Below are 17,047 nucleotides of genomic sequence, written 5' to 3' on the forward strand. Positions count from 1 at the left end.
CCAGCTTGGTGTAGACTCAGAAAATGCCGGACATTCTACTGCACCTTCTGCCTCTCGTCGCTTCGTGCCTGCTTTATGCGGCGCTGGGCTTTCATTTCTGGCGTACCCGCTGGCGAGTCGTCGACAGGCCGCTTGATCCATTGCCAATGCAAACGTGGGAGCGCGCGGCGATCTTCCTTGCCCTGGCACTTCAGGGGAACAGTTTGTATGACGGGCTATTTGGCGCTGGCGGGATGCGCTTCTCTTTCAGCTTCGCATTATCACTGATGCTCTGGCTGGCCGTTCTCATTTACTGGCTGGAAAGTTTCCGCTCGCGGATGGACGGCCTGCAACCGATGGTTTTGCCGCTTGCTGCGCTTTGTGTGGCACTTCCCATCTTCTTTCCTCAAGTGCACGTCATTGCCCACGCCGACGCCTGGGGTTTCAAACTGCATTTTCTTACGGCCATGTTGGCCTATAGTCTATTCACCCTGTCTGCACTGCACGCGGTGTTCATGGGCTTTGTCGAGCGCAAACTGCACCATAGGGAACTCAACAAGCAACTTGCCAGCCTACCTCCGATCCTGACGATGGAAACACTGCTCTTCCGCATGATCGTCATTGCCTTCTCCCTGCTGACGGTTGCGCTGGGAAGCGGACTCGTGTTTTCAGAAGCGATTTTTGGCAAGGTCATTCTGATTGACCACAAGACCTTGTTTGCTTCTGCCTCATGGGGAATCTTCGCAGCGTTGCTGATCGGGCGCCACGCCTATGGCTGGCGAGGCAGGATCGCACTGCGCTGGACCCTGACCGGTTTTCTGCTTCTGTTACTGGCCTACGTCGGCAGCCGCTTTGTCTCCGAGGTCCTGCTTGGACGTATCTGAGCATTCCCCCTGGGCTATCTCGGCATGTCCAGAGCCAAGGCATTGGTCATCGCTTCTTTACAAATGCACCGACTCAATGCATCATCAAACCGGCATACTCCGTATCGTTTTTTCAGTCGTGATTCTTTGACGAAAGCAAGCGTCTTTTAGCTAACTATGGCAGCCAATCCGCAACAATCATTACTTAGCGGCCTTGCTCGCGCACTCGTCCAAGCCGGCCGAATCAAGGAAGCCGATGCCGAGGCTTTGCTGACCCAGGCTGCCGCAACCAAGACTTCGTTCATCGAGCAGTTGGTCAACACCAAAAAAGCAAGCGCGTCAGAAATTGCACGCTTTGCCGCCGACACTTTTGGCTACCCGCTGCTGGATATGAACGCTTTCAATGACGGCCATATCCAGAAAACCGCGATCGACCGCAAGTTGATCGCCTTGCACCGGGTTGTCCCGCTGCATAAGCGAGGCAACCGCCTGTCAATCGCCATCGCCGACCCGACCAATTTGCGCGCGCTTGACGAGATTCGCTTCCAGACCGGAATGGCGGTTGACCCGGTCATCGTTGACGAGAGCCAACTCGCACCGCTGGTAGCCCTTCTTTCAGAATCAGCCGAGGACACCCTTAAAAACCTGGCCAGCGAGGACATCAATCTTGAGTTTACCGACGACGAAAGCCAGGAAAAAACTGACGAGGCTTCAGCTCTCGAAGTTGACGATGCTCCAGTGGTCAGGTTTATCCAGAAAATGCTGCTTGATGCGATAAATGATGGTGCCTCAGACATTCACTTCGAACCCTATGAAAAGAGCTACCGCATCCGTTTCCGGACCGATGGAATTTTGCGCGAAATCGCCTCGCCACCTTTAGTGATCAAGGAAAAAATCGCCTCACGCATCAAGGTCATTTCACGCCTCAACATCGCCGAGAAACGCGTCCCCCAGGACGGTCGCATGCGACTCGTCCTGTCCAAGAGCCGGTCAATTGACTTGCGGGTCAGCACCTTGCCGACAATGTTCGGCGAGAAAATCGTTCTGCGGATTCTTGATCCCAGCAGCGCAACGCTGGGCATCGAAGCCCTCGGCTACGAACCTGCACAAAAAGCGCTTCTTCTTGAAGCCATCGGGCGCCCCTACGGCATGGTTCTGGTTACTGGCCCGACCGGGTCGGGGAAAACAGTTTCGCTGTACACCTGCCTCAACATTCTAAACAAACCCGGCATCAACATTTCCACAGGAGAAGACCCGGTGGAAATTCCTCTGCCGGGCATCAATCAGGTCAATATCGACGACAGGCAAGGCCTGACCTTCCCGGTCGCACTCAAAGCCTTTCTGCGCCAGGACCCGGACATCATCATGGTTGGCGAAATCCGCGACCTCGAAACTGCAGAAATCTCCATCAAGGCTGCGCAGACCGGGCACATGGTGCTGTCGACCCTGCACACCAACGACGCTCCATCGACGCTGACCCGTCTGATGAACATGGGCATTCCGACCTTCAATATTGCTTCGAGCATCCTGCTGATCACTGCTCAGCGCCTTGTCCGTCGCCTGTGCACCTGCAAAAAGCCTTTGGACACGCCCGTCGAAGCACTACTTAATGCAGGCTTCACCGAATCAGATCTTGACGGCAGTTGGGTTCTTTTCGGGCCGGGGGAATGTGAACGTTGCAAAGGAACGGGCTATAAAGGACGGGTTGGCCTCTATCAGGTCATGCCAGTGACTGAAACCATACAGCGTTTGATCATGTCCAACGGGACAGCTCTGGATATTTCCGATCAGGCGCGAAAGGAAGGCGTCAACGATTTGCGCCGGTCCGGCCTGCTCAAGGTCATGCAGGGACTCACCTCACTTGATGAAGTCTTGGGAAGTACCAACACTTAAAGAACAACAAAGGGGGCAACATGGCAACCGCAGCGAAACCGACAAAGCGTGCTCAGGAAGTCAAAGAGTTTACTTTTCTCTGGACTGGCAAAAACAAGGCCGGGAAAATCGTTCGCGGTGAACAGCGCGCCACAAGTGAAGCCGTTGTCAATGCCACGCTGCGGCGCCAGGGGATTCTCGTTTCCAAGGTTGCAAAACAGGGCTTCAGAAGTGGCGGAAAAGTTACAGACAAGGATGTTGCGCTGCTTACCCGACAACTGGCCACCATGATGAAAGCCGGTGTCCCCCTGCTACAGACTTTCGACATCGTTGGTCGCGGCCACGACAACCCGGCGGTGGGCAAGCTTCTGCTCGACATCAAGTCCGATGTCGAAACGGGCAGTTCGCTATCCCAGGCTTTCCGAAAATTCCCGCTCCACTTTGACCAACTCTATTGCAACCTGATCGCCGCAGGCGAGCAGGCGGGGATTCTGGAGACCTTGCTTGATCGACTGGCGACGTACAAGGAAAAAATGATCGCCATCAAGTCAAAAATCAAGTCAGCATTGTTTTACCCGATTGCCATTATCGTGGTGGCCTTTGTCATTACCGCGATAATCATGATTTTTGTTATTCCGGCTTTCAAGCAGGTATTTACGAGTTTTGGGGCCGATTTGCCTGCCCCAACGCTCATTGTCATGGCAATTTCTGATTTTTTCGTGGCCTACTGGTTCATCATTTTCGGTGCCGCCGGAGGTGGGATTTATGCCTTCTTTTACGCATGGCAACGCTCGGAAGCAATGCAGATTGCCATGGATCGTTTCCTTCTGCGTATACCTGTTTTTGGCAGTCTCATTCGAAAATCGGTTATCGCTCGCTGGACACGCACCCTGTCCACCATGTTCGCTGCTGGCGTTCCGTTGGTGGAATCACTCGATTCAGTCGGGGGGGCTGCCGGCAATTACGTCTACAAAAAGGGAACACGAGACATCCAGAGCGAGGTCAGTACCGGCACCAGCCTGACCTCTGCAATGCAGAACAGCGAACTCTTTCCGAATATGGTCAATCAGATGGTTGCCATCGGCGAAGAGTCCGGAGCACTGGATTCCATGCTCGGCAAGGTCGCCGACTTCTTCGAAGCCGAAGTTGATGACGCGGTCGAGGCCTTATCCAGCCTGATGGAACCGATCATCATGGTTGTCCTGGGAACCTTGATTGGCGGCATGGTCATTGCCATGTATCTGCCGATATTCAAGCTCGGCTCTGTGGTCTGATGACGCAAGGCTGGAAAATCTTGCTATCGGACTCGACCGTATTCAGCATTTTCTGCGGCTTTCTCGGCCTTCTGGTTGGCAGTTTTCTCAATGTCGTCATCCATCGCCTGCCAAAAATGATGGACAACGACTGGCGCTGCCAGTGCGCGGAATTGCTCGGCGCAGAGCCCCTGAGTACCGAAGCACTCTCCCTGGTCAGGCCGCGCTCGCGCTGCCCTGAATGCGGCCACCCGATCACAGCACTGGAAAACATTCCGCTCATCAGTTGGCTCGCCTTGCGTGGACAATGTTCAGCTTGCCACACGTCAATTTCACCCCGCTACCCTATGGTCGAAGTATTGACCAGCCTGCTCACCGCACTTGGCGCCGCACACTTTGGCTTCGGCTGGGCGGCAACGGGAGGCATTCTGCTGATCTGGTGCCTGATTGCCCTGACGTTCATTGATTTTGATACGCAGCTGCTGCCCGACTCGATCACCCTGCCGCTGCTCTGGGCCGGCCTGCTGTTCAACCTGTTTGGCACCTACACCGACCTGCAATCGGCTGTTGTCGGCGCCATGGCTGGCTATCTCACGCTGTGGTCAGTCTATTGGAGTTTCAAGCTAGCCACCGGCAAGGAAGGTATGGGCTACGGCGATTTCAAGCTGCTCGCCGCACTCGGCGCGTGGTTGGGCTGGCAAATCCTGCCCCTGACCATTCTGCTCTCATCACTGGTCGGTGCGCTTGTCGGCATCGCTCTGATCCTGCTGGCCAAACGTGGGCGCAATGTACCCATCCCCTTCGGCCCCTATCTGGCGACCGCCGGTTTGATAGCACTCTTCTGGGGAAAAGAACTGACCCAGACCTATCTTCGCCTGATGTAATCGCTTGAAAACAGGGCTTTTGCCCTCATCCGGCGTCCAGCGGCGCAAGTAAAACTCGTCACCGTTCGAGTATAATTCCCGTCTTTGTTGCTCATTCAAGGTTAGCCATGCCGATCTACGCCTATCGCTGCAATTCATGCGGTTTTGAAAAAGATCATCTGCAAAAGCTCAGTGACCCCGTGCTCAGCACATGCCCAGAGTGCGGCGCGGCATCGTACGCCAAACAGCTTACCGCCGCCGGCTTCCAGTTAAAAGGCAAGGGGTGGTACGCCACCGACTTCAAGGGGGGATCCACTCCCCCTGCTGTCGAAAAACCGCCGACAACGGATAGCGCTCCGCCCTGTCAAAACTGCGCTGGAGCAGAAGCGTGCGTGGGCAGTTGATCAAACGTTATTTCATTACCGGGCTTTTGATCTGGGTACCTTTGGCGATTACTGCCTGGGTACTGTCGTTGATTGCCGGCATTGCCGACCAGTCCTTGCGCTTGTTACCCGACTCGGTGCACCCCCACAACATCCTGGGCTTTGACATTCCAGGCGCGGGTGTGGTGCTAACGCTGGTGATCATCCTGACCACCGGCCTGCTTGCCGCCAATTTCATCGGCCAGCGACTCGTGAGCTGGTGGGAAAAACTTCTGGCGCGCATTCCCGTCGTCAATTCAATCTACAACAGCGTCAAACAGGTTTCCGACACGCTTTTTTCCTCTTCCGGCAATGCCTTCCGAAAAGCGCTCCTGATCCAGTACCCTCGTCAAGGTTCATGGACCATCGCCTTCCTCACCGGCACGCCGGGAGGAGATGTCGTTAATCATCTCAAGGATGACTACGTCAGCATCTATGTCCCGACCACTCCGAACCCGACCTCCGGTTTTTTCCTGATGCTGCAAAGGAGTGAAGTCATCGAACTCGATATGGCTGTCGACGAAGCGCTCAAATATATTATCTCGATGGGTGTTGTCACTCCGCCGGCTCGCACAAACCACCGCTTCAACCCTCCCAACAATCGCCACTCGTAACCCCGGAACCAGCATGCGAACCCATTACTGCGGACAAGTCAATTCACAAACCATTGGCCAGGAGGTCACGCTCTGCGGCTGGGCGCACCGTCGACGCGACCATGGCGGTGTCATTTTCATTGACCTGCGTGACCGCGAAGGTCTGGCCCAAGTGGTCTGTGACCCGGATCGGCCGGAGATGTTTGCCATCGCTGAATCAGTGCGCAACGAGTTCTGCCTGAAAATCACCGGCAAGGTACGCGCCCGCCCGGCAGGCACGATCAATGCCAACATGCCGAGCGGCGAGATTGAGATCCTTTGTCACGCAATCGACGTGCTGAACCCCTCGGTCACGCCGCCATTCCAACTCGACGATGACAATCTCTCCGAGAACGTTCGTCTGCTACACCGCGTGATTGACCTGCGTCGTCCGCAAATGCAAAAGAATATGCAGCTGCGTTACAAGACAGCGCGTTCCTTCCGCCGCTTTCTCGACGACGCCGGCTTCATCGACATCGAAACACCGATGCTGACCAAGAGCACACCGGAAGGAGCCCGCGATTACCTAGTTCCGTCGCGCGTCAACCCAGGCCATTTCTTTGCCCTGCCGCAGTCGCCACAGCTCTTCAAGCAACTTCTGATGGTTGCTGGTTTTGACCGTTACTACCAGATCACCAAGTGCTTCCGTGACGAAGACCTGCGCGCGGATCGTCAACCCGAATTTACCCAGGTCGATATTGAAACATCATTTCTCGACGAAGCCCAGATCACGCAGCTCATGGAAGAACTCATCCGCACCGTGTTCAAGGAAGCGATTGACACCGACCTGCCCAATCCTTTCCCGCGTCTCTCCTATGCTGACGCCATGTACCGCTATGGCTCAGACAAACCGGATCTGCGCGTCACACTTGAGCTGACCGAACTCACCGACGCCGTCACGGACGTTTCCTTCAAGGTTTTTTCCAGTGTAGCCAACAGCGAAGCTGGGCGCGTTGCTGGCCTGCGCATTCCCGGAGGCGCCACCCTGACCCGTGGTGAGATCGATGCCTACACCAGCTTTGTCAGCATCTACGGCGCCAAGGGCCTGGCCTACATCAAGGTCAATGACGTCACCCAACTCAACGAAACCGGCCTACAGTCACCGATCGTCAAAAATCTGCATGACGCCGCGCTGAAAGCTATTGTCGAACGTAGCGGCGCCCAATCCGGCGACCTGATTTTCTTCTGTGCCGACAAGGCCAAGATTGTTAACGACGCCCTCGGCGCGCTGCGCGTCAAGATCGGTCATGAACGGGGCTTCGTTAACGGCAAGGCCTGGGAACCGCTGTGGGTTGTTGATTTCCCGATGTTCGACTACGACGACGAAGCCAAACGCTGGGTCGCCTGCCACCACCCCTTCACCAGCCCGAAGGACGAGCACCTCGGCCTGCTCACCACTGATCCGGGCAAGTGTCTGGCCAAAGCGTATGACCTCGCGATGAATGGCTGGGAACTCGGTGGCGGCTCGGTACGTATCCACCGTTCCGACGTGCAAAAACAGGTTTTCGCCGCGCTTGGCATCAGCGCAGAAGAAGCCAAACTCAAATTCGGCTTCCTGCTCGACGCACTCAACTACGGCGCCCCACCCCACGGTGGCGTGGCCTTCGGCCTGGACCGGATTGTCACCATGATGACCGGTGCCGAGTCGATCCGTGACGTCATCGCCTTCCCGAAAACGCAACGCGCCCAGTGTCTCCTCACTGATGCCCCCAGCGAAGTGGATGAAAAGCAGCTGCGCGAACTACACATCCGCCTGCGCCAGAAAGTTCAGACGCAGGTCGAAGTCAGCCAGGACTGATCGTTATGTCATGCCTTGCTGCCGGACCGGGCGCATCGCCAACGCTGGCATGACGCAGTACAAAACCCCGATTTCGGTGCTGGTGATCATCCACACCCCTGATCTTCAGGTTCTGCTGCTCGAACGCGCCTTGCATCCCGGTTACTGGCAATCGGTGACCGGTAGCCAGGAAAATGGCGAAACCCTGATTGCCACCGCAGTGCGCGAAGTTGCCGAGGAAACCGGGATTAACGCCAGTGAACGCACCTTCAGAGACTGGCAACTGAGCAACACCTTTGAGATTTTTGCCGAGTGGCGTTATCGCTACGCGCCCGGAATCACCAGCAATACCGAGCACGTTTTTTCACTGGAAATTGCGCAAGCGCTGCCGGTTACGATCGCGCCTGACGAGCATTTGAACTACCTGTGGCTGCCGTGGCGCGAAGCCGCCGAAAAATGTTTCTCGTGGAGCAACCGCGACGCCATTCTCATGCTCCCAGAGAAGGCTGCTCACTGATACGCTTGTCCAAGCACATTGGGCAGTAACAACTGGCGCCGGCTTCCCCGACAAAAAATCCCGTCGGCTTTTCCATGCACCAGCAGACCCGCATGCCAGCAACGGCACCGCAGACGAAGCGTGTTCCGCAACCAGCGCACACGCTGTTCTTTGCTTCCTGTTTAACGACCATCGGTATCCCTCGCAGTTTTTCGACAGAAGCCCATCCACCACCCAGCGTTGCAACAATCCGGCAGCCATTGTCGCCGGATCGGGCACTCCGGTCTGTGCAATCGCCGCACTGACCGTACTCACGATTCTTCATTAAAGCCGAACTGTGCTGCCCGGCACATCACTTCCTGCAACACCGTCTTCAGGCGGCGTCGCTTGGCCGGATATTTTACCGGCGACAATTCACCGGCCATCCCCAGTTGGCCGATCAGACGCAAGCAGTTGTAGGCAAACACCCCGATATGCAGCACCGCATCAGGGCATCTTGATTTTCATGGTTTGCAAGGGAAGTGTACGGGGGCAGATCATTGACGTAACATGGGCGACTGTAAAAAGTGGAACAGGAGTCCAAAATGGCAAAAAAGAGTTCGCCAAAACCTGCTGCGGTTCCTCTGATCAGTGCGGCGGTTCGGGTTCTTGCCGTCCTTGAGCGGCTCTCGCAGCAGCGCGCCATCGGGCTGGAGGAAATCTCCCGCGAGATCAAGCTGGCCAAGCCAACGGTCTACCGTTTTCTGCTGACTCTTCAGGAGCTGGGCTATGCGCGCCGGGTCGACGGCGAGCGCTGGGCGATGACACTGAAGATGTTCAATCTGGGGGCCAGGGCGCTCGACCACCTGGATCTGCTTTCGGCTGCGCGTCCGATTGCCGAAGCCTTGTCGGAGGAACTCGGCGAAACCGTGCACATGGGCGTGCTCGATGGGGATGCGGCGGTCTATATCCTGAAGATCGAATCGCGCTATACCATTCGCATGTATTCCCGGGTCGGTCGGCGTATGCCGTTGTATTGCACCGCCATCGGAAAAATTCTGCTCGCCTTCGCCAAGGACGACGAGCGAGAAGCGTCGCTCAAAGGCATCCGCCTGTTGGCTATCACCAAGAACACCTTGACCACCCGTGCGGCTCTTGATGCCGAACTGGCGCAGGTTCGGGAACAGGGATTCGCCCGCGATAATGAGGAACGTGAAGACAACCTGCACTGCATCGGCGCCCCTATCTTCGACTACACCGGCGCAGTGGTGGCCGCGCTTTCCGTTTCCTGGCCAAGCTTTCGCTATGAACCCGACGATGAAAGTGGCTGGATCGACAAGGTCAAGGGTGCCGCCGCAGCGATTTCCGCCGTTCTCGGGCACCCAGTGTGCATGTAATAGATGTAAAAATGGAACTATGTTCCAAAAAGCTTGAAATGGGTTTTTGCTTGGTGTAGAGTTCTCGTGAACCCTCTGGAAAGGCCTGTTTTCCAGCGCGGGGTTTTCTGCTCCGCCCTATCGTTCTGCGCTTCGCTAGGTATGGACTGCGGTACGGACGGCCATGAAATTGAAACCTAGCCTGGAGCTGCGATGAGCGACCTGTTCTTTCCTGACGCCGGCCTTGACCTGGAGACCATTGAAGCGGGCATGGTCAGCCGAAAAATCCGCGCGCGCGGTGGGGATCTGATGATGGTCGAGGTGTTTTTTTCGGCGGGCGGCATCGGGGCCGAACACCGGCATGTCCACGAACAGGTCAGCTACTGCCTTGCGGGGGAGTTCATTTTTACCATCGAGGGTGAAGCCGTGACGCTACGCACTGGCGATTCGCTGTTTATTCCTTCCTCTGCCCTGCACGGCACGCTTTGCGTCGCCGAGGGCCGCCTGCTCGACGTCTTTACGCCTCAGCGTGCAGACTTTCTCAAGAATTGATTCGGAGGTCTCATGAAACTGGAAACACGTTACGCGCACCATCCGGAGGATGTGAAGGGTTACGACACACAGGCGCTCCGCCGCCATTTTCTTGTCGAACAGGTCTTCGTGACGGGTGAGCTAAAACTGGTCTACACCCATGTGGACCGGGTTGTCTTCGGCGGCGCCGTGCCGACCACGCAAGCCCTTGCGCTGGAAGGCGGCAAGGCATTCGGCACGCCGAACTTCCTCGATCGCCGCGAACTGGGCGTCATTAATCTTGGCGGCAAAGGCAGCGTGCTGGTCGATGGCCAGAGCCATTCCCTGGCCAATGGCGACGGTCTGTACGTCGGCATGGGCACCAAGACGGTCACCCTTGCCAGCGATGATCCGGCCCATCCAGCCAAGCTCTATCTGATGAGCAGCCCGGCCCACGCCAGCTATCCGACGGTGCGTATCACGCGCGCCGATGCCAACCCCAGGAAGCTCGGCGCCGCCGAAACCTGCAATGTGCGGACCATCTATCAATACGTCCATCCGGCTGTCTGCAAGAGTTGCCAACTGGTCATGGGCGTCACCGTTCTCGAACCGGGCAGTGTGTGGAATACCTATCCTCCGCACACCCATGAACGCCGCATGGAGGTCTACCTCTATTTTGGTATGTCGGATCAGACGCGCATTTTCCATCTGCACGGGCAGCCCGATGAAACCCGGCATATCGTGATGGCCAATGAACAGGCCGTGATCTCGCCGTCGTGGTCGATTCACTCCGGCGTGGGTTCAGGTCCGTACTCGTTCATCTGGGGCATGGCCGGCGAGAACCAGACTTTCGACGACATGGACAGCCTCGGCCCCAACGACCTCAAATAAAGGAAACAAAAATGAGTGGGATTCTTGACGCGTTCAAGCTGGATGGAAAGGTGGCCATTGTCACCGGGTCAGAACGCGGCCTGGGCCGTGGCATGGCCGTGGCTCTGGCCCAGGCCGGCGCCGACATCGTTGGCGTGACCTACGTCGCCAGCGCCCCGGAAACCGAAGCGGCGGTGCAGGCGGCGGGACGCAAATACGTTCACGTGCAGGCCGATCTTTCCAGCATTAAACCCATCGAGCGCATCGTCACGACGGCGTTTGATGCCTTTGGCCGCATCGACATCCTGGTCAATAATGCCGGCATCATCGCGCGCAATGATTCGGTCGACTTCACCGAGAAGGAATGGGACGACGTCATGAACGTCAATCTCAAGTCGGCCTTCTTCCTCTGCCAGGCCGTCGCCCGCCGCTTCATCGCCCAGGGGACGGGCGGCAAGATCGTCAATGTCGCGTCGATGCTTTCCTTCCAGGGGGGCGTCCGCGTTCCGTCCTATACCGCCTCGAAGAGCGGCATCAAGGGCATCACCATGCTCATGGCCAACGAGTGGGCCAAGCACGGCATCTGCGTCAATGCCGTCGCTCCCGGCTACATGGCCACCGACAACACCACCCAGTTACGCGCCGATGAAAAACGCAACGCCGAGATCGTCGGGCGAATTCCGGCGGGACGCTGGGGCGCTCCCGAGGATCTGGGCGGCGCCGTGGTCTTTTTGGCTTCGCCAGCGTCGGATTATGTCAATGGGTATACCATCGCCGTCGATGGCGGCTGGCTGGCGCGCTGACACACTCGATTCAGGATGGAGTGCCCCGATGAAACCGTTCATGAATGCCGATTTCCTTCTCCCCAACGCGAGTTCGCAGCGTCTGTTTCACGACTATGCGGCGCCGATGCCGATCATCGATTACCACTGCCATTTGCCTCCGGCCGACATCGCCAATGATTCGCGCTTCAAGAACATCGCCCAGGCCTGGCTGGGTGGCGACCACTACAAGTGGCGCGTCATGCGCGCCAACGGGGTGGCCGAGGCCGATATTACCGGCCACGAACCCGACTATCGCACCTTCCTGGCGTGGGCCAAGACGGTTCCCTATATCGTTGGCAATCCGCTCTACCACTGGACCTACCTCGAACTGCAACGCTATTTCGGGATCAAGGAAGTGCTCTCCGAGAAAACTGCGCCACTGATCTGGGACGCCTGCAACGCGCAGATTGTAACGCCAGAGTTTGGTGCCCGGGCGCTGCTCACGCGCATGAAAGTGCGCGCCGTCGGCACCACCGACGACCCGGCCGATACGCTCGAACATCATATCGCCTACGCCGCCGCCCGCCAGTCCGGCGAGCCGGTGATGACGCCCAGCTACCGGCCCGACAAAGCGCTGGCGATCGACGATCCGGTGGCCTGGAAAGCGTATCTTGATAAGCTTGGCGCCGCCGCCGATCTTTCCATCGGCTCGTATCAGGATCTGGTGGCTGCACTCGACAAGCGGCATGCCGCCTTCCACGCTCTGGGCTGCCGCGCCTCTGATCACGCCCTGATCACCCCGGTCGCCACCTTTGCTACAGCGCAGATACTGGAAAACATTTTCGCCAAACTGCTGACCGGGTCGCTGCCGGCTCCCGAGGAGAGTGAAGCCTTCAAGACCGCGCTGCTACTTGAAGTCGGACGCATGAACGCCAAACGCGGCTGGGCGATGCAGTTACATCTGGCCGCCATCCGCAACCTTAATACGCCGATGTTCAAGCAACTGGGGCCGGACACCGGCTACGACGCGGCAAGCGACGCCACCATCGCGCGCAATCTCGGCGCTTTCATGGACGCCCTGCAGCGTGACGGGATGCTGCCCAAGACCATCCTCTACTCGCTCAACCCGAACGACCTTGAGGTGCTCGGCACGCTCATGGGCTGTTTCCAGGACGGCTCGGTTCCCGGCAAGATGCAGATGGGCTCGGCCTGGTGGTTCAATGACCACATTGAAGGCATGCGCCGGCAGATGGTCAGTCTGGCCAACCTCGGGCTGCTTTCGCGCTTCGTCGGCATGCTCACCGACTCGCGCAGCTTCCTGTCCTTCCCGCGCCACGAGTACTTCCGCCGCATCCTCTGCGCGCTCATCGGCGGCTGGATGGAAAACGGCGAAATCCCCGCCGATTTTGCGACCTGCGGAGGCATGGTGCAGGACATTAGCTATCGCAACGCGAAAAACTACTTCGCCATCCCGGGCGTCGAGGACTGAAGGCGCTCATACTGCTTTCAAGAGCGCCAGAAAATGGCGCCTTGGCCGGTCAACTTCCCGTTGTGGTGCTCGCTTTTTTCTTGCCAATTTTGAGCCAGTCACCAAACTTCTCTTCGGGGAACTGCTGGCAGAGTGCGGCCAATCCATATTGCGCTCGCCTTACCCATCCATCCCCGCGCGCAAGCAGGTCTACCCAGGCTTCGTCCACTTCCCACGGGCGACTCTCCTGCAGGGCCGCCAGCAATAAGCCGGCCTGCACGAGATCCTTGTTGGACTTGGACCGAAACGCCCCTTCACGTTCGCCGTAGACGATAAGCTTGTGCAAAGCGTAACGTGCGGGATGCGGCACATTGACCATGGTCGCGCTAGCACCAGAAAGCAGTGCAGTCTGTTGCACGTTTTCCAGAGAGTACTCCATGAATCGTAGTGGTTGGAGCGTGATGTGCAGATCGGGGTGCTCATAAGGCTCATTGCCCGAGCGTCCCACGGTGCTCAGGAAATCAAGCCGGAAGTCCTTCTCGCTGGGGATCAGATACGCGCCCCCCGTCTTTCCTGATAGTCCAGCGATCGGCAGGAATCCCATCGCCAGCGACTCAATCGCCTCGTGTGTCTGGACCTGAGAATTGGCAGCCAGTAGCAATGAGATGCGTTTTCCGGCGTGAGCAAAGTCAATATCCTGCGTTCGCGCGGCACCGGCGGCGTCCCAGCGGACCCCGAGCATATTCCCGTAAGCCACAAAGGCATGGGTGCCGACGAGAACGCCACCGGCTTTGAAAAATCCGTATTCGGCAAGGCGGCGAAGCACTCGAAAATGGCGCGGAAAAATTTCGGCACAACCCAACACCGCAGCGGATCGTACCAATGGTCCCAATGACGCGCCAGCGGCATGCTCCGTCGCCTTGGTCATCAAAGATTGCACCGCGTCACTGTCAGGGCCGACAAAAATCTGCCGACGAACACCGGCTGGTTCGGTGTATTGGTAATACCAGTATTTGTGGCCTTTGACTGATTTCGGAACAAAGGCGCCGGGGAGGTCGGCAACCGAGCGCATGTGTTCCGCAGACAAGGTCACCTCCACCACTTGCGAAAAAGCGGTTTGAGCTGTCATTGAAAGCGACTGGATGTGCATTCGGTTATACTCAAAAAATACATATTCGAGTATAACCGAATGTGGCCGCTGGTGAAACTCTGCTCGGACCCAAGCCTCTCAGTTAACCGCCATGGCAGTGCGCGTGCGTTCGACATAGCCTATCGCAGCGACGCTGGCGTCGCTGGCCGGGCAACCGGTGGCCGTCGGGCAGGCTACTGAGCTGATGCGGTAGACGCGCTTTGTCTGTACCACTCCCGGCGTCGATTCGCCCTCGTTGTACAGCCAGGAATCGCAATAGACCGTGACGTACAGACCGGTATCTGTGGAGAGATTGAGCGTTGCCGTGCGCGAGGCCGTATCGCAGGTAGTTGCCGCGCCGGCCCAGTCGCGCCCTTTCAACGCCTGATACAAGCCCCACTCGTTGCCCGCCCGGGCTGTCTGCCAGGCGCGGGCGGACAGCACATCCTGCGCCACCCCGATATGCTGCGTCGAACTAATGGCGACGATGGCCGCCGAGAGGGTGGCCAAGATAACCAGCACGACGATTGCGGTGATGGCAGCAAAGCCCCTCTGGTGCTGGCGGTGATTATTCACGGCAGATTATCCACATGCACGCCATGGGCCAGAGCGATGCTCTCGCCGGAGCGGCTCAGTTCGAGGCGCATCCAGACAAAGCCGCTTTGCTCGGTGGCACCGTGGGTTGAGTCATAGACAAAACTGCACGCCGCGACGTCGGTGGCGACCACAGCACCGCTGGTGAGCGCGCAGGTCGCGGCCTGGTTGGCGGCGAAGGTGGCGACCGTGCGGTAGAGCACATTGCCGACACAACTGTAAAACACCGTTTGCGCAGCATTGGGAACAACAACGAAACTGCCGCCGTCGTAGCCACTGGGGAAGGCGGTGCTGTTTACGGTCAGGCGGTGCAGGCCGTCGGTCGCGCGCGGCGTGCCTAGTGCGCTGATTTGGCCGCGGTTGGTCCCGGTGTAGACGTCGTCGGCATTCTGGTTATCGATGACCACCCAGTCGTTTACGGCTGGCAGCGTCGTCAGCGGCGTGAGCACGTCGAAGACGGTAGTCGCCTGCGTTACGTCGAGCGGCGCGCTGCAGGTGCCCGACGGCGTACAGGGCAGGGGTGTCGGCGTATCATTGACAGTGTCCGAGTCCATGCGGTAGCGCCCACCGATCAGCGTCGGCACCAACTGGAAGCAGGAAGCGGAGACCGAACGCACCGAGTTGGGCACGGCCTGACCGATGTCCTGGCGCATGCGGCGTAGCGCGGTGTCTGCCATGTCGGAGAGGTCGGCACGGCGACGGCTGTCGAAATAACTGTCGATTGCCGGTTTGAGAAAGACCGTCAGCGCGGCGGCAAGAATCCCGGTGATGCCAATCACCAGCACCAGTTCAACCAGCGTGAAGCCGCGCGTCTTCATGAGGCGTAGTCCGAACGCCAGCCGATCAGGCTCAGGCTTTGGCTGCCGTGGGTAACGAGCACGGTGATCTTTTTCACCGCTCCCGCCGGCAGGCCGGTGAGATCAGTCGCGATTGCCCCGTTTGCCACCACCGTCACCTTGACGCCATAGGCGGCAAGGCCGGCAACGGCGGCACCGTCGATGTCGCAGATTCCCGTCGTTTCATAGTTGTGATAATCCGAAACATCGTCAAAGGTCGTGCGTGCCGGCGGCGAGAAGCCGCCACAGCTCGCCGGGGCGTTAACTGGCGCCACGCCGACAACGGCGTAGGGCCTGAGCAGCGTCTCTTCGAGCAGCTCCTCGGCGACCGCCAGCATCTGCTTGCTGACCAGCGGGTCGGCGCTCGCCTTGACCGAGGTGTCCAGTGCCGCCAATACGCCGGTGACGCCGACGCTGATGATCACCATGGCGATGATCAGTTCGAGCAGAGTGAAGCCGGCCTGGAATCTGGTCGTCCTAATATACATTGCCGGTGCTCCCGACGACGGTAATGGCGCGTCCGGCAACGGCCAGGCTGCGGTCGGCGGCGCTGCCGTCGGGCTGAAAGTTGAAGTCTGCCGGCAGCGCATCAAAGAGCGCGTTGGCCACATCGTTGCTCAGAACACTGTTGCTGTCGCTGCCGGGCAGCAACAGCGGGTCACTGCAAACTGCCGCTGGATTGACCCGGGCGATCGTCAGCGTGACGCTGGTTGTCGTGAAAGCGACGCAGACCAGCCGCCGGTGGCTGGTCGCCGACTTTTGCCCGTGCCGTAGCGCGGCTAGCGCATTGTCATGGAACTCGAGCGCCCTGTAATCACTCAGACCGCTGGTGCGCGGGATGACCACCACGGCGAGGACGCCGAGAATGGCGAGAACCGTCACCAGTTCGACCAGGGTAAAACCGTCGGATTGCGTGGTTTTGATCATGCTCTCAGAATATTTCCCGCACATGAATAATTTTTCTCGACTCCGGTGAGCGCATGCCGAAGGTCGCGCGCGCCGACGGGTCGCGATCGTAGGTCGCTGCGCACGCACCGTTCTGCGCGCGCAGCCAGGGGCGATTGGCGGCGGTGCCGCCGTGGCTGGTCAGGCACGACTGATCGGCCCCGCTGCTGCCCAGGTTGGCCGCCACATCGACGTAGCCGACGGCCTGCGGGCTGGGCGCGGCGAGCGTCACGGTGCCATTGCCGGCGACTAAGGTGAGCGCCGCGGCGCTGGTGTTAGCGGCGATGCCGCCAGACAGGGCGAAGGCATTGGCCGGCACGGTTGTGCAACTGTCGCCATCGTTGATCACCCAGGTACTGCCGCTCCAGTACTGCGCTTGCACTGGCAGGCCAAGCGCCGACTTCTCCGAGCCGAATTTG

Annotated in this window: 20 protein-coding genes and 1 pseudogene; 13 read left to right on the top strand and 8 right to left on the bottom strand. The window is 58.4% G+C overall.

Annotated elements, in window-relative coordinates; genetic code table 11:
* Positions 1–23: 23 nt before the first annotated feature.
* The 8 genes from ccsA (at position 24) to nudB (ending at position 8,178) form a co-directional block, all read left to right on the top strand.
* Positions 24–863, top strand: a complete 840-nt coding sequence (ccsA, locus tag Q1J43_RS02685; protein ID WP_301100794.1) for a cytochrome c biogenesis protein CcsA — start codon at positions 24–26, stop codon at positions 861–863.
* A gap of 156 nt (positions 864–1,019) precedes the next feature.
* Positions 1,020–2,735 carry a type IV-A pilus assembly ATPase PilB gene (gene pilB, locus Q1J43_RS02690; protein WP_301100795.1) on the top strand — a complete coding sequence of 572 codons (1,716 nt, stop codon included), beginning with the start codon at positions 1,020–1,022 and terminating at the stop codon, positions 2,733–2,735.
* 20 nt (positions 2,736–2,755) lie between these two features.
* On the top strand, positions 2,756–3,988 hold the full coding sequence (locus Q1J43_RS02695; protein ID WP_301100797.1) for a type II secretion system F family protein: 1,233 nt from the start codon (positions 2,756–2,758) through the stop codon (positions 3,986–3,988).
* Positions 3,988–4,851 (top strand): A24 family peptidase, encoded by an 864-nt coding sequence (locus tag Q1J43_RS02700; protein ID WP_301100798.1) that lies wholly within the window; start codon positions 3,988–3,990, stop codon positions 4,849–4,851. Before Q1J43_RS02695 ends, Q1J43_RS02700 begins: the two co-directional genes overlap by 1 nt.
* A 107-nt stretch (positions 4,852–4,958) precedes the next feature.
* Positions 4,959–5,234 carry a zinc ribbon domain-containing protein gene (locus tag Q1J43_RS02705; protein WP_301100799.1) on the top strand — a complete coding sequence of 92 codons (276 nt, stop codon included), beginning with the start codon at positions 4,959–4,961 and terminating at the stop codon, positions 5,232–5,234.
* On the top strand, positions 5,234–5,866 hold the full coding sequence (locus Q1J43_RS02710) for a DUF502 domain-containing protein (protein WP_301100815.1): 633 nt from the start codon (positions 5,234–5,236) through the stop codon (positions 5,864–5,866). The genes Q1J43_RS02705 and Q1J43_RS02710 overlap by 1 nt, the downstream gene beginning before the upstream one ends.
* A 13-nt stretch (positions 5,867–5,879) precedes the next feature.
* The gene (aspS, locus tag Q1J43_RS02715; protein WP_301100800.1) at positions 5,880–7,682 is read left to right on the top strand and encodes an aspartate--tRNA ligase; all 1,803 of its coding nucleotides are present in this window, start codon (positions 5,880–5,882) and stop codon (positions 7,680–7,682) included.
* Positions 7,683–7,692: 10 nt separating this feature from the next.
* On the top strand, positions 7,693–8,178 hold the full coding sequence (gene nudB, locus Q1J43_RS02720) for a dihydroneopterin triphosphate diphosphatase (protein WP_301100801.1): 486 nt from the start codon (positions 7,693–7,695) through the stop codon (positions 8,176–8,178).
* On the opposite strand, the gene Q1J43_RS15855 is transcribed toward nudB, so the two are convergent.
* On the bottom strand, positions 8,150–8,482 hold the full coding sequence (locus Q1J43_RS15855) for a cysteine-rich CWC family protein (protein ID WP_366141825.1): 333 nt from the start codon (positions 8,480–8,482) through the stop codon (positions 8,150–8,152). The two genes, nudB and Q1J43_RS15855, sit on opposite strands and share 29 nt — an antisense overlap.
* A 10-nt stretch (positions 8,483–8,492) precedes the next feature.
* Positions 8,493–8,645 (bottom strand): annotated as a pseudogene (locus Q1J43_RS02725) (IS1380 family transposase); the annotation flags it as partial.
* A gap of 96 nt (positions 8,646–8,741) precedes the next feature.
* Here Q1J43_RS02725 and Q1J43_RS02730 point away from each other — a divergent pair.
* The 5 genes from Q1J43_RS02730 to uxaC all read left to right on the top strand — a co-directional run bounded on the left by Q1J43_RS02730 (position 8,742) and on the right by uxaC (position 13,145).
* Positions 8,742–9,533, top strand: coding sequence for an IclR family transcriptional regulator C-terminal domain-containing protein (locus Q1J43_RS02730; RefSeq protein ID WP_301100802.1), 792 nt, complete (start codon positions 8,742–8,744; stop codon positions 9,531–9,533).
* Between the two features lie 192 nt (positions 9,534–9,725).
* Positions 9,726–10,064 (top strand): cupin domain-containing protein, encoded by a 339-nt coding sequence (locus Q1J43_RS02735; RefSeq protein WP_301100804.1) that lies wholly within the window; start codon positions 9,726–9,728, stop codon positions 10,062–10,064.
* 18 nt (positions 10,065–10,082) lie between these two features.
* Entirely contained in the window at positions 10,083–10,913 is an 831-nt protein-coding gene (kduI, locus tag Q1J43_RS02740; protein WP_366141826.1) for a 5-dehydro-4-deoxy-D-glucuronate isomerase, read from the top strand.
* Between the two features lie 11 nt (positions 10,914–10,924).
* The gene (gene kduD, locus Q1J43_RS02745; RefSeq protein WP_301100806.1) at positions 10,925–11,695 is read left to right on the top strand and encodes a 2-dehydro-3-deoxy-D-gluconate 5-dehydrogenase KduD; all 771 of its coding nucleotides are present in this window, start codon (positions 10,925–10,927) and stop codon (positions 11,693–11,695) included.
* A 28-nt stretch (positions 11,696–11,723) separates the two neighbouring features.
* Positions 11,724–13,145 carry a glucuronate isomerase gene (gene uxaC, locus Q1J43_RS02750; protein ID WP_301100807.1) on the top strand — a complete coding sequence of 474 codons (1,422 nt, stop codon included), beginning with the start codon at positions 11,724–11,726 and terminating at the stop codon, positions 13,143–13,145.
* A 49-nt stretch (positions 13,146–13,194) separates the two neighbouring features.
* Here the strand turns inward: uxaC and Q1J43_RS02755 are convergent, their stop codons facing one another.
* The 6 genes from Q1J43_RS02755 to Q1J43_RS02780 all read right to left on the bottom strand — a co-directional run.
* Complete coding sequence (locus tag Q1J43_RS02755; protein ID WP_301100808.1) at positions 13,195–14,253, bottom strand: nucleotidyltransferase domain-containing protein; 1,059 nt, start codon at positions 14,251–14,253, stop codon at positions 13,195–13,197.
* Between the two features lie 99 nt (positions 14,254–14,352).
* Positions 14,353–14,829 carry a hypothetical protein gene (locus tag Q1J43_RS02760; protein ID WP_301100809.1) on the bottom strand — a complete coding sequence of 159 codons (477 nt, stop codon included), beginning with the start codon at positions 14,827–14,829 and terminating at the stop codon, positions 14,353–14,355.
* A complete protein-coding gene (locus Q1J43_RS02765) occupies positions 14,826–15,665 on the bottom strand; it encodes a type II secretion system protein (protein WP_301100810.1) in 840 nt (279 codons plus the stop codon). Before Q1J43_RS02765 ends, Q1J43_RS02760 begins: the two co-directional genes overlap by 4 nt.
* The gene (locus Q1J43_RS02770; RefSeq protein ID WP_301100811.1) at positions 15,662–16,171 is read right to left on the bottom strand and encodes a prepilin-type N-terminal cleavage/methylation domain-containing protein; all 510 of its coding nucleotides are present in this window, start codon (positions 16,169–16,171) and stop codon (positions 15,662–15,664) included. The genes Q1J43_RS02765 and Q1J43_RS02770 overlap by 4 nt, the downstream gene beginning before the upstream one ends.
* Entirely contained in the window at positions 16,161–16,610 is a 450-nt protein-coding gene (locus Q1J43_RS02775; RefSeq protein WP_301100813.1) for a type II secretion system protein, read from the bottom strand. Before Q1J43_RS02775 ends, Q1J43_RS02770 begins: the two co-directional genes overlap by 11 nt.
* Before the next feature lie 4 nt (positions 16,611–16,614).
* Positions 16,615–17,047: DUF6701 domain-containing protein (locus Q1J43_RS02780; RefSeq protein WP_301100814.1), on the bottom strand; the 433-nt coding region annotated here is incomplete at its 5' end.

The organism is Propionivibrio sp. (genome assembly GCF_029255185.1).
GTDB lineage: Bacteria > Pseudomonadota > Gammaproteobacteria > Burkholderiales > Rhodocyclaceae > Propionivibrio.